Raw genomic sequence first — 12,242 nt, forward strand, 5'->3', positions numbered from 1 at the left:
CACCATGGGCGAACAGCTTCGGCACTGTGAACATGTGGCGCTTGGAGCAACCGACCTCACCTATGCGCGAACTCGTCAGGCCAGTATGAGTACGGACATTGCTAAGCATAAGGGATGTGATGTTCTTCATCATTGGTTCAACTATGTGGATCCACCGATGAGTCGTAAGGGCGTGCCACACCCGTCCCGTACTCATCGGCGCAGGTTGCTTCTCGCGTGTTTCGATGAAATCCAGCAAGGTCTCCTCGTGCCGCAACCCCTGCTCGATGAACGCTCGCACGTCTGCTCGCACATCCCCACCCTTCACATGCTCTTCGCTGAATGGCCAAACTCTACTCACTGATCAGGTGTGCCGTCAGCGCTCGCGCTCGCCGTCCGAAGGTGCCGCTGCCCCAGCAGGGGCAGCCGCCGAAGGCATGGCCAGATGACTGCCCCTCGCCACGCCTCGCCACGCCTCGCCACGCTCCGGGGCCATCTGCGTGTACGGAGAACAGCCGTTATTTCGAACGCACTTGAGTATGTGGCGGTAGCCTTCTGGGCTATGACAACCGCTCCTTGGCAGCGCCTCTCTGTCCGGCTCGGTGGCCCGGAGCTGGATGCCGCTCCGTACTCAGGAGTGCCCAACCACCTGCTGGATCCCTTGCAGCGGTGGGCGTCGCAGCGAGCGGAGCGGAATGGCGGCGCCGTCGGCTCGACGCTGTGCCTACGACTTCGTCTCGCTCTCCCCGCTCGGCACTCGGCGGGTCAATTCTTCCGTCAATCTTCGGGCACAGATCTGCTCGACATCGTGGATGGTCTGCTGTGGTTGGGGGCTGATTTCACTGGAGACGGGGATCCTGATAGCCAGCTGGACCGGCTCCTCAGCGAAGCGGGCTCGTCATACTGCGTCAACGCGGAGACCAACGGCCTCGAACTAAGGATTACGCCCGCCGCACGCGAGGCCGTCAAGCAAACCGTCGCCGACGCAGCAGCCGGATCGGCAGCGGAGCATTTGGCAACTGGATGGCACGCGGCGTACGGGCTTCACCCTGATCCGGTACGGGCCTATAGCGAGGCGATCAAGGCGGTTGAGTGCGCTGCTCATGCCGTCATCCAGCCGAACCACGCCCGAGCAACTCTCGGCACCATGATCGGGGAGCTCAAGGGCCCCTCGCGGCCGAAGTTTCACACCGTGCTTTCGACTCCTTCTACTGCAGATCCGATCAAACCAGTGGAATCGATGATGTGCGCGCTATGGGACGGACAGACCTCCAGACACGGCAAGCAGACTCCTACTGTTCCGGAGAGTCTGGAGGCGGCGCGAGCTGGTGTACACCTTGCTGCGACGCTCGTGCAATGGTTCGCCTCTGGCTCGGTGACACGCTCGCACTGAGCCCGGATCCACCGGCTGATGTTTCCGAGGTCCGATTTCTCGCCGAGGGCTGATGGTGGTGTGGGGCTTGGGTTCGAGGGCGGGCGGCGCCCGCCGCGCTCGGGTCGCGGCCTGTCCGAGGTGTTTTGCGAGTCGGGGCTGGGGCGGTGGTGCCGGTGGCCGGTGCGGCCGTCAGGGTGCGGTGTCGATGGAGGCCGTCAGGGTGTCGACGGTGGGTGATGGACGGCCTCGAACAAGTCCTGGTAGGCGGCCTGCCAGGGCCAGTTGGCGGGCAGGTGGGCGGTCAGCTTGGTCCTCGCGGTGCGGGCGAGTCGGGCGGGGACGTGGATCAGGTGGGCGCGGAGTGTGGCGGTGGTGGCCTTGGCGTGGAAGGCCGAGGCCAGGGCGCCGGCGGCCCGCAGCAGGTTGTGCGACATGGCCCACAGGATCAGCCAGGCGGCGTTCGCCTGGAAGTTTCCCGAGGGCAGGTGGGCGAGCGCGGAGGACTTCCCGTCCGCGATCGCCTGTTCCACGACAGCGTGTTGCCGGTGGTGCAGTTCGGCCTGAAGCATGCCGAAGGGGCTGTTGGTGAAGATGGGATGGTAGCGCCAGGAGTCGAACAACTCGCCCTGCCCGGTGGCTGCTTGCGGGTTCAGGCGTCGCACCCGTCGCACGATCAGACGGGCGGTGACCTGCTCGGCCTTCTTGCGTCCGGTGAACGCGGTGTACTCGGTCTCGGCGACCTCGGCGTCGGAGACCATCTCGCCGGTGTCGGGATCCACGAACGCCTCGGGGTAGCGGATCGGGATCCAGGCGTCCTCGGTGATGCGGCCGATCGCGGCGGCGATGGAGGGGTTCATGCCCGTGGTGAGGGAGAAGTGGGCACCGGACCTGTGGCAGGCGGCGGCCACATCGGCGGTGTAGAACTTGCTGTCCGCCCGCACCATCCGGATTCCGGTTCCGCCCGCGTCCTTCGCGATGGCCAGGGCCTGGGCGACGAAGCTTTTCGCGCCGCGGACGTCGGCGGCCTTGCCGCGGCGCAGGCGGACCGCACCGATCACCGGCCGGGCGAGCGGGGTGGACAGGGTGGCCATGATCGGGTGCAGGGTGCGCTGCCCCTTCAGGCGCCCGTGCTCGGCGCCTTGCTTGGCCCGTCCGTAGACCCGGCGGTGGGTGGGGTCGATGTCGATGAACATCAGCTGCCCGGCGCCGGGCAGCAGCGGGGTACGGGTCGCGAGGCGGGCCAGGAATTCCCGGTGCACACGGTGGAGTTGCCGGTTGTGGCCGTGGGTGAAGGAGCGCAGGAAGGTGCCCAGCGTGGACGGGGCGCGTATCCCGGCGAAGGCCCGGTCCATTGCGCCGTGCCGCAGCCGGTCGGCATCATCGATGGAGTCGGCCCCCGAGCACATCGCGCCCAGCAGCGACATCACCTTGGCCGCCGGATGGGCGCCGCCGCTGTTGTCGGCCGCCTCGATGCGGACCTGGGCGGCCAGACCGGGCAGGCCGACCCGTTCGGCGAGCGCGATCAGCGGAAGCAGCCCCGCATCCGCGATCAGATTCGGCTCGTCGAAGAGTGCGGAGACATGGACGGCGGCATGGGAAGATTGCATCTCGGAAGAGCCTTGTCATCGTGCGTGCTGGAAGCCTCAAGAACTCCCATCATCGCAGGTCACAAGGCTCTTCCTCGTTCCCGGAGAAGTTGTCCACAGAGGTCAGCCGGTGGATCCGGGCTGAGGGAGGGCTGGAGTGTGGGGAAAGATATGGACTCTGCGTGGCCTACTGCTTGTCTTCGCGTTGGTCGAAACCGCAGCGCCCCTGGGACTCGACTACGGCTGTCGGAGTTGCCCAGGGGCGCTGTGTTCCTGTCTTTTAGAGATGAGGCGAGCAAGAAGTCGTTTTGAAACCGCGATGGGTTCTGATCAGGAGGTAGACGGGTCTTCGATGTGCGCCTCTAGAGCAGCGCTGATCAGCTCGTTGGCTTGTTGCTGATGCCCGCGCAGGACCTTCGCGTAGAAGCGCCATAGGACCGCAGGGCTGTGGCCGGCTCGCCTAGCGACCTCCACAGGGTCAACGCCCACCTTGATCCAGAGCGAGACACCGGCATGTCGGAGGGAGTACGGCACTTCGGCGATCTGGGTTCGCAAGTCTGCTTCGTCGAGTGCCCTTCGTCTCGCCTCCTGCCACATCTCCGTGTATTCCGTGGATCGAATCCGCCCTCCTCGAACGGCGGTGAAGAGCCGTCCGTCGGGGGCCGATCCGTGCGTTCGGATGTGCTCGCTCAGCAGGCGTACGAGAGCCGGCGGAATCGGTAGAGACCGGGTTGCTCGCCGAGCCCGACGCTTCAAGCCGCGTTGCTCGTACGACTTCCCGTCGTCCGTCCACCCCGAGCCGACCTCCGGGCGGCTTCCTGCGAGGATGAGCTCGCCCCATCCCGTGGCGGGAAGGCGGCAGTCTTGCTGCCGCAGATCCGCGCCTTCCGACGGTCGCATGGCGGCGTAGTACAGGCACCCGAAGAAAGCGTGCAGGTGACTGCCTCGTGGCCCCTGTGCGGCTATGGCGTCCAAGAGCTCACGGGCGAGCTTCGGTCCGGGGACGTACCGGAAGTCGACTTCGTCATCCGTCTGGGGCGGGTCCCAGTCGATCTTTGTGAGCGGGTTGTTGGTGAGCAGGTCGCGTTCCACTGCGAAGCGCAGTGCGTTGCTTAGGACGGTTCGCTTACGGCTCACCGTGTTGTTGGCAGCTGGCTTGCCGTTGAGCTTGAGTGACAGCGCTTCGAGGGCGGGACGGAGGTTGTCGGACTGGGCCAGGTCTTTGACCTTGAGCGAGTGCTTCGCCACCCAGTCCAGCGCCTGGGCCGACTCCTCGGGCGGATCCAGTACGTCTTTGCGCAGCGCCCACTGACCGGCTTCGTTCTTGGTCATCTGGAAGGCCCAGGTACGGAGGGCCAGGCGTAGGACGTCCTGGTTAGGCATTCCCTTCCGGGTGGTCACTAGCACGGGCATCATGTTCGCCAGCGCCTCCGCGATTCCGGACCTGTGTTTGGCGGATGCCTTCGGCCACTTCATGAGCGCGTAGGCGCATGAGTGGTCGAACCAGGTGGGGGAGTTGAGCTCGCGAAGCTCCGATGCCGGGACCCCTGTTTCGGTGTCGAACTGCTCGCCGTTGCGCTGGGCGGTGATGAGTTCGGACCGTCGGCCGTCTGCGAGCTTAGAGGTCACGAACGGCTGTTGGTGTACCTCGCCCCCGACCTTCCAACGGAGTTGGAACGGAGCACTCTTGCTCGGGCGCTGCCGGACGCCCCAGATACGTACATCGAAGGTCAGCATGCAGTCGCCTCCTCGTGTTCGTTCAGCCACTTGTCGAAGTCGGCCCGACGGAAACGGAGTTGGCCGTTGGGGAGCTTGATGCACTTCGGGGCCAGGCCGCGGGTGCGCATTCGGTAGAAGGCGGCGCGGGACATGCCGAGTTCGTTGAGGATCTCGGCGAGCTTCATATGCGGTTCTCGGCGCATTGAGATCAGTCCCCCTCGGCGTTGCGGATGCGTCGCGTGTTGCTGGGCGTGATGGCGACGGCCGGTGCGGAGATCGTCAGCAGCGTCAGCAGATCCTCTCTACCTGCGGCTTTGCTGTGCTGACGGGCGTCAGCGGAGGTCAGCAGTGTCAGCACCGGTCGGCGATTCCGCTGACAGCGCTGACGCCTGCTGACGTCGTGTCCGGGAGTGTTTCCGCAGGCCAGCGCATTCTGCTGACGCTGCTGACGGCTAGCGGGCATCGGCGCTGTCCTCCGGAGTCTGGAGGGAGGGGTGGACGCGGTACGTCGTCGTTGCGGGTTGACCAACGCGGCCGCTCCTGATGCGTTCCTCGGCTCGGAGGTAGCCGTGGGCTTCCAGCAGAGCGAGGGCGGGTTCGACCTGCGCGACCGTACGGAAGCGGCGGGAGGCTGCGACGGCATCGCGTCGTTTGACTGCGGTGCGCCACGTGCCATCCGCCTTTGGGCGACGGAGCCAGCCGAGGATCGTCTGCGCGGCGTCGGTGGCCGGGTCGGAGGCGATCAGGTCGAAGACCGCCAGGGCGTGAGCCGTGTAGTAGTCGGTGATCTCCGTCGCGCGGGCGATGGTCGCCTCGTCCACGGGCTGGCCCCAGTCGTCGCTGCTGACGCGGTCTGCAAGGTGGAGAAGCAGGGCGACCCGGGCGGTGTGACCGACCAACTTGCCTGCCCAGTCCAAGAGGTGGGAGAGCGGCTGCTCGGGACGGAGCGACGTTTCGAGCTTGTCCTGCAGACCCTCGACCGCGCGGTCCGCCTGCGCGGTGAGCCGGACAGTGACGGGATCGGGCAGGGCGTAGAGAGTGCGCAGGAGCCGGGCGAGACCGTCTTGGTAGCGCTGGGTGATCGGCTCGGGCACGGGGGTGGTGCGGATCTTGCGGTAGCCGAGATTCGAGGCGGGCAGGGCGTAGAGGAAGCGCGCGAGGAGCCCGCGGTCGCGGGCGCCGGGAGCGCTGGCCAGGTCCTGCAGAACCGCGGGTTGCGGAGTGATGCCGATAGTGAGGGCGGGCTTGTCCACGCTCGGCTGTTCCCGGGTGATCCGGTCGGTCTGCAGGCGCTCGCCCTTGTGAGCCTGCAGGAAGACACCCAGCGCGGGCCGTGCGCTGTAGCGCCCGGCGATGATGTCGAAGAGGTCGCCCTCAGGGGAAAGTGCGGCGAGGCACCTGTGGATTGCGAGCTGCTGGGCGAGCGGCTCGGGGGTGATGTCACCGGAGACCGTCAACCGCGGCCTAGGCGGCACGAAGATCTCTTCGGCGAGCAATTTGGCGGCGGACGCCTCAGCGACCAGCGAACTGCGGTCGATGTCGCTGCCCGGCTTCCGGGCCTTCGCCATGAGGCCTTCGGCCTCCGCGAGAGCCGCCTCTCTGGCGGTTTCCGCCTCGACGATGCAGGCCCGCGATTCGTCCTGCAGCTGACGCTCGACCTCGTAGATCGGCTCGGTCATCGCTGCGAAGACATCGGACTTTCGAGACGCGGGAGGCATGGCGCAGACCAGGTAGAGGTTGGACTGTTCACGCCACCCGGGGCGGATTTCCACGTTGACGCGTCCGCCGGCCGCAGTCGAAACCGCCGCGAGCGCCATGGTGGCGGCCAGGTCCGGAGGTGTCTGAGTGAACTCGGCGACCGCGGCCACGTGTTCAGCGATCCACGGCGTCAACGCCGAGACGGGGAAAAGCGGAAGCGATGCATGCGTGCCGAGAGGGATCGGGGCCGGCCATTGGTCGGCGCTACGGATTGTGGCGAGCTCTGCAGATGCCTGGGCTGCGAGCTGTTCTACATCCGTTGTGCCCTGCCGACTGTGCGCGATCAGGCGGGTGCCGGTCTCGATGAGGCGCCGCTGATTGGCGACGTCGGCCACGATCTCCGCGTAGTACGAGCTGTTGGCTGCGCTGGGCGTCGCCTGAACGAGCGCGTGCAGATAGGTGGCCCCGCCGACCCGCTGAAGCTGTCCAACATCCCGCAGCCGGGCAGCGACGGTGATCGGGTCTACGGGCAGATCGGCCGCGTGCATGGCGGTGACGGTGGCGTGGATCGTGGCGTGCGCGGGACGGTAGTAGTCGTCCGGGGCCAGAATCGCGGCCACTTCAGCGATCGCGTCGCGCGACAAGAACATGGCCCCAAGTGCAGCCTGTTCTGCTTCCAGGTCGTTCGGTGGTGCGGTCTCGGCGGAGTCGGTCACAGCGCGGCCTTTCGGCGAAACGCGACGACGAGCGCCGGGAGACTGTGGCAACCTCGCACGGCCGTACGGGCGACTGCGCGAAGCGAGGGGAAGTGGTGCATCCTGATGGCACCTCCTGTGTCCGTGGATGGGATGGGAGGAACCGGGGCAGCGGGCGTCTTTGACCCGTCGACCGCTGCCCCGGGCGAAATCAGATGGCCTGCGTGAGGCTCCATGCGTGGTACGCCTCGCGGACGTACTCGCGGTGATCCGGACCCGAGGCCAAATCGGCGCCTCGAAGACTCAGCAGGCCGTTTGCGGAGTCGCGCTCGACCAGACGGAGCGCGGCCTGCTCAGCGGTCTGCACGGCGGAGGTGGCGACCTCCGGGGCGTACGTGTCCACTTCCTGCAGGGCAATGCGGTCCAGGAGCGCGGCCTTCCTGATCCAGAACTCGCGGTCCATGGCCGAGCCGAACTCGCGTGTGGATGCCCGCCGGGCGATCCAACCGATTTCGGCGATGATGCCGGGGGCTGTCGCGTACGCGACGGTCGGATCGGTTGCCTGCGGTTCAGTGCTGTGGCCGTTCGTTTCGGACATCACTCGTTCTCCTCAAGTGTTGTTGGTCGTGCGGGCCGGACTGGCTGTCCGGCCCTCTGCGCGGCCCCACCTCTTCGATGAGCTGGGGCTGCACAGAGGGCCGTCAGCCGAGGGGATGCGGCGCGGGCCTGGTCCGGGTGGCAGCACCAAGGAGCAGTGCGCGAAGGTCGGTGCCGATGACGGCCGCGAGACGGTGCTCGATCGCCTGCCAGGAGACCGGGTCAATCGCCATCAGAGCGGCGACGGCCGCGGGGCCTTTGCCCTCTTCGATGGCGGTGAGGGCGTCCCGGAGCTCGCCTGCGGCCATCAGCGAGATGTGTGGTGGGGTGGATGCGCTCGGCTTGGTCATTCCGGATTCCTCCCGGTCAGTTGAGGATGTTCTGAACGGCGTTCTTGAAGGCGGACATGATCTGGTCGACGGAGCCGGCCGCACCGCTCCTGGCGAGGTAGAAGCCGAAGAGGAGGGCAATCACGGCGGCGCCGATGCCGACAGCCTTGAAGCGCAGATACAGCGCGAGCAGGACGCCGAAGAGTCCGAGGGCAGAGATCGCGAAGTCCATGGCAGTGCCTTTCCGAGTGGTCAGCGGGTGCCGTCGTGGTGGAGTCGTGCGACGAGGTTGTAGAGGTGGCGGCCGCGGCGTATGCGCCGTCCGTAGCCACGGCAGCGGCGGCATTCCCGTCCGCGCTTGAGCTGCCGGGTGAAGCGGCTCACCCGCACCTTCGCGCCCCATCCCTTGCACTTGCGGCAGGTTCCGAAGGGGCTCGCGGCGCACAGAGCGGCATAACAGAGAGCGACGAAGATTAGACCTGGCATAGCGTTGATCCAGGCAGGCATGAGAATCCCTCTCAGGGCGGCGATCAGCGGACTTACGGGAAGGTGGGCTAGGAGCTAGTTCCCAGCTCAGAGGCGGTCTTTGTCGCTAGAGGGGGTGCTAGACCTAGCGGGCGTGGCCGCTAGGTCTAGCGACAGGTCGGCTACGCGACCTCAGCCCTTCCGTCACGTTCCGCGATCGCCTTGAGGACATCGGCGCGCTTGATTCCACGCCGGTTGGCGCCCTTGCCGTCCTCGGTGCTGCCCCACACCTGCAGGGTGCGGATGCCGAACGGCTTTACGGCCACGGTGAGTTGTTCCGCCGTCCAGGCGCCGTAGACCTCCGGCCGAAGCTCGGCGAGGCGGGCAATCACCGCCTCGTTCCAGACCTTCGGTTTCTCGGCCGAGACGCAGGCCATGAGATCGGCGAGGAGGTCGTACGTAGCTGCCACGTCCGTCTCTGGCTGCTCGCCGAGAGCGTGTCCGCCGAGGGTGCCTGCTCGCTCGCGCAGAGCACGGGCCCGGAGTGCGATCCGGTCGGATGCCACGGCGTCGATGAAGGCGGAGCGGACGATGCGTGCATCCGCGCCTTCGCCGAGGAAGTAGCAGATGCCCTTGTCCCCCCAGGCGAACATGCTGGCCCGGACGCCGCGCTTGTAGGCGCCGGTCCCGAGCACCATGTCGTTCTCGACCTGGCCCATGACCTTCAAGCACCAGCGTGCGGAAGCATTGGCGCTGATCGACGTCGGGATGCTGTCCTTGTCCGGCCGCTGCGTGGCCATCAGCAGCACAATCCCCGTGGCCGGTCCGCGCTTGACGAGGTCGGTGCAGATCTCCTTGAACTCGGCACCGTACTTCGGGTGTTCGAACCAGACCTGGCACTCATCCACACCGACCACGATCGGGTGCAGCCCGAGCGAGCGCTTCGAAGCCAGTTCGGTCGTGACCTTCGATTCCGGGCAGACGTCCCGGGGCAACGAGCGGATCACCTTCGCACGCCTGCGCAGCTCACCCTGCAGCTCGCGCATGTCTGCGATGGCGTACTCGATGTCCGCGTCCTCCTCGCCGGCGCGGTGCCGGTAGGCGACGCGGTCACCGACGGTGTCGAGGTCGCCGGTGCCCTTCAAGTCGTACGTGTGAAGCTCGGCCCGCACGTCCAGCGCGGCAATCAGCAGGAGCAGCCGAAGCAAGAAGGTCTTGCCCATCCTCGGGATGGCGCCAATGATGCCCGCGATGAACATCAGGGTTACGCCGACCCACCGCCCGCGCTGGTCGGTGCCCCAGTGGACTGGCTTGAAGAGGTCGACGTTCCCCGACTTCGCCAGGGGCCAGAGTTCCTGTTGGGTCTGGGACATGTCCTGGTCGCCGACCCACAGCCGGAGTCGACCCGTGTGCTGGTCGGCCACGGCCTCGGGCCACACACAGCCCAGCGGACGGCGGAGACCCGACGCGAGCTTGTCCCGACGGTCGACTACATCCGTCACGGTCACGCCGTACGGAAGGTCGCCCTCGGCGAGCCATCCGGGTCCGTCGCGGGTGATCGGCGCGGTGAAGTTGAACCCGTCCCCGCCCTTGGACTGGGCTTGGTTGATCGCGGGAATCCCCAGGGATCCGAGAGCGCGAAGCACGATGTCGCTGGTGAGTTTCGTAGCCTTCGGGATCTCCACAGCCCTGTGGATGACCGGGTCGTCGGCGGGCTGGCCGAGCCGGCCGAGGGCCATCGACACTGCCGAGGCCGAGATCGCCAGCAGCCACGTCGGGGCGAGAACGTACATCGCGAAGGCAGTGGTGGAACCCACGATCGAGGCGGCGACGGCAACCACCGTGCGCCAGCGCACCCGCCGGTCTCGCTGACGGCTCAGCTTCAGATAGTCGTCGACGTCCTCACGGCTCGCGGCGTCCTGGCGGAGCGGCTCGCCCTCCGCGTCTACAACCCACCGCAGCGAGTCGCCTACGAACCGCACGGCGCCGCGCGGTACCTGCAGAGTGAGCCGCAGCGTGTACCAGGGCGTGCGCACCGCGTGGTAGGCCGCGACGTGCCATGCGTACGCCGCAACTCCCTTGCCCGCAGCCTTGAACTCGCGCCCTGACTTCGCCCACGCCGGGACGATCGGACGACGCTTGGCGCCCCGTACCCGATCCATCAGGCCGGGGCCCGACGGTCCGCCGGGACGGTCGACCTCGGTTACCTCGTCAGGGTCGGCCGACTCGGACGGTCGGCTGCCGCCCGACCGATGCTTGTCGAAGTCGAGGACCGACCCTCCAGGGTTTTCGGAGTCGGCGCCCATCTCCTTTTCCAGGTGCGCAAAGAGATCGCGCTCGTGATCGTCGTCTTCCTCGTGTTTCACTGAATCTTCCTTCCGGAACGGGAGGGGAGCTGAGACCCGGCCCTACCCGCCAAAGCAGCGGCCGGGCCTCAGCTCGAAAGTGGTGGATCAGAGAGGTGACGTCGGGTGCTCGTCACACGGCGGCTTCGGTGCGTTCCTTCTCTGCCGCCTTCACCCGCTCGGACCTGAGCACGTCCCGTAGCTGCCGCGAACGGTCCTGGCTGCAGCCGACGGCTTTGCGAATGGGCTCCGCGTCCAGCTGTTCGTACGACCAGCCCGCCGTCTGTTCGCGGGCCTTGACGATCGCCTCGTCCCACGTCATGCGCCGACCGTTCTTCGCCGACCTGTTCTTGCGGCGTGACGAGGGTGCCGATCCGGAGCCCGACCCACCATCGGCGGGAGGCTCCTTTTCGTCGTCGGTCGGGACGGCACCGTCGGGGGTGAGCTCACCCAACTTGAGGAGTACGAGGTCTCGCCGCGGAGCGTTCCTTCGCCATGCGCGACCGTAGGTCTCGAACAGCTCGGCGCGGACCAGCAGCCGTTGTTTCTCCAGCGCCAGCGCTTCGCGATAGTCGGTGGTCTCCCACAGAACCATTCGGCGCCAGAGCAACAGCGTCGTGCGAGGAGCGATCAGCCAACGGGAGCGACGGATCCGTTCCATCCTCGCGCCGGTAACGGCACCGATGCGGACGGCGTAAATGTGTGCCGCGATCTCGCTCAACACCACCCACAGCAGGGGCATGGCCCCATGGGCGACCCTCGATGAGACCGAGTGCCCGGCTGCGACGTTCAGCCCGCAGGTGACCAGCGTCAGCCCCCATGGCACGAACCGCACCCACGCGAGCGGCATGTCGAGACGGATCAAGAGCAGGTTGGCCGCAGTGAAGACGGGGATGGCAAGGTCGATTCCGGTCGGCAGCATCCACGGGTAGGTGAATCCCCACCGACTGGCCGCCTCGGAAACCGAGTTGAACGAGGCCGCGAACCCCAGTCCGCCCACCCCGCCACCGGCAGGAATCACGACGCCCAACAGCACCTTCTCCGTCTTGCTCAACGGCGGTGGTACCGCAACTGCGGAGGATGCGAGAGTCATGCGGCCGTCCTCATCCGGGCCACCGCTCGCATGGTGCGGAGCTTGTTTCTGAGCGGAACGACGCTGGTCAACGCCTCGGCGTAGCGTGCGTTCTCACCGGCGATCGCATCGGTCTTGGCCGCTTCCTGCAGTTCCGCGAGCACTTCGCCGGCGACCGCCAGGCGAGCCGCGCGTTCGTCGGCGGATTCGCTGGGGGTGCCGAGGAGGAACAGCTCACGGAAGTCGTCGGGAAGCGCCGCGTCGAACCCGTAGGCCAGCTCTTCGAACTCGATGACGTTTACGGCCTCTTGGCCGCCGATATATGTACGCAACGATCTCTCCTGCGTCCTGGATGGGATGGGAGAGTCAGGGCGGTGAGCAT

Annotated in this window: 13 protein-coding genes; 1 reads left to right on the forward strand and 12 read right to left on the reverse strand. The window is 66.7% G+C overall.

The window, feature by feature from the left end; genetic code table 11:
* Positions 1-787 precede the first annotated feature (787 nt).
* On the forward strand, positions 788-1,372 hold the full coding sequence (locus OG507_RS20645; protein ID WP_327368677.1) for a hypothetical protein: 585 nt from the start codon (positions 788-790) through the stop codon (positions 1,370-1,372).
* Between the two features lie 197 nt (positions 1,373-1,569).
* Here OG507_RS20645 and OG507_RS20650 read toward each other — a convergent pair whose 3' ends face one another.
* From OG507_RS20650 to OG507_RS20705, 12 genes are all read right to left on the reverse strand, one after another.
* Entirely contained in the window at positions 1,570-2,961 is a 1,392-nt protein-coding gene (locus OG507_RS20650) for an IS1380 family transposase (protein ID WP_327366649.1), read from the reverse strand.
* A gap of 309 nt (positions 2,962-3,270) precedes the next feature.
* The gene (locus OG507_RS20655) at positions 3,271-4,677 is read right to left on the reverse strand and encodes a tyrosine-type recombinase/integrase (protein WP_327368678.1); all 1,407 of its coding nucleotides are present in this window, start codon (positions 4,675-4,677) and stop codon (positions 3,271-3,273) included.
* Positions 4,671-4,862: a helix-turn-helix transcriptional regulator gene (locus OG507_RS20660; RefSeq protein WP_327368679.1), complete on the reverse strand. Its 192-nt coding sequence runs from the start codon at positions 4,860-4,862 to the stop codon at positions 4,671-4,673. The genes OG507_RS20655 and OG507_RS20660 overlap by 7 nt, the downstream gene beginning before the upstream one ends.
* Before the next feature lie 5 nt (positions 4,863-4,867).
* Complete coding sequence (locus OG507_RS20665) at positions 4,868-5,017, reverse strand: hypothetical protein (protein ID WP_327368680.1); 150 nt, start codon at positions 5,015-5,017, stop codon at positions 4,868-4,870.
* 94 nt (positions 5,018-5,111) lie between these two features.
* Positions 5,112-7,073 carry a DUF3987 domain-containing protein gene (locus OG507_RS20670; protein ID WP_327368681.1) on the reverse strand — a complete coding sequence of 654 codons (1,962 nt, stop codon included), beginning with the start codon at positions 7,071-7,073 and terminating at the stop codon, positions 5,112-5,114.
* A gap of 190 nt (positions 7,074-7,263) precedes the next feature.
* On the reverse strand, positions 7,264-7,650 hold the full coding sequence (locus OG507_RS20675) for a hypothetical protein (RefSeq protein ID WP_327368682.1): 387 nt from the start codon (positions 7,648-7,650) through the stop codon (positions 7,264-7,266).
* Positions 7,651-7,753: 103 nt separating this feature from the next.
* Entirely contained in the window at positions 7,754-7,999 is a 246-nt protein-coding gene (locus tag OG507_RS20680) for a hypothetical protein (RefSeq protein ID WP_327368683.1), read from the reverse strand.
* 16 nt (positions 8,000-8,015) lie between these two features.
* Positions 8,016-8,210: a hypothetical protein gene (locus tag OG507_RS20685; protein ID WP_327368684.1), complete on the reverse strand. Its 195-nt coding sequence runs from the start codon at positions 8,208-8,210 to the stop codon at positions 8,016-8,018.
* A 20-nt stretch (positions 8,211-8,230) separates the two neighbouring features.
* Positions 8,231-8,464, reverse strand: coding sequence for a hypothetical protein (locus OG507_RS20690; protein ID WP_327368685.1), 234 nt, complete (start codon positions 8,462-8,464; stop codon positions 8,231-8,233).
* Positions 8,465-8,625: 161 nt separating this feature from the next.
* Complete coding sequence (locus OG507_RS20695; RefSeq protein ID WP_327368686.1) at positions 8,626-10,809, reverse strand: cell division protein FtsK; 2,184 nt, start codon at positions 10,807-10,809, stop codon at positions 8,626-8,628.
* Positions 10,810-10,921: 112 nt separating this feature from the next.
* A complete protein-coding gene (locus OG507_RS20700; protein WP_327368687.1) occupies positions 10,922-11,881 on the reverse strand; it encodes a DUF2637 domain-containing protein in 960 nt (319 codons plus the stop codon).
* Positions 11,878-12,192, reverse strand: a complete 315-nt coding sequence (locus OG507_RS20705; RefSeq protein WP_327368688.1) for a hypothetical protein — start codon at positions 12,190-12,192, stop codon at positions 11,878-11,880. The genes OG507_RS20700 and OG507_RS20705 overlap by 4 nt, the downstream gene beginning before the upstream one ends.
* Positions 12,193-12,242 lie beyond the last annotated feature (50 nt).

The sequence above is a fragment of the Streptomyces sp. NBC_01217 genome (assembly GCF_035994185.1).
Classification (GTDB): Bacteria; Actinomycetota; Actinomycetes; order Streptomycetales; family Streptomycetaceae; genus Streptomyces.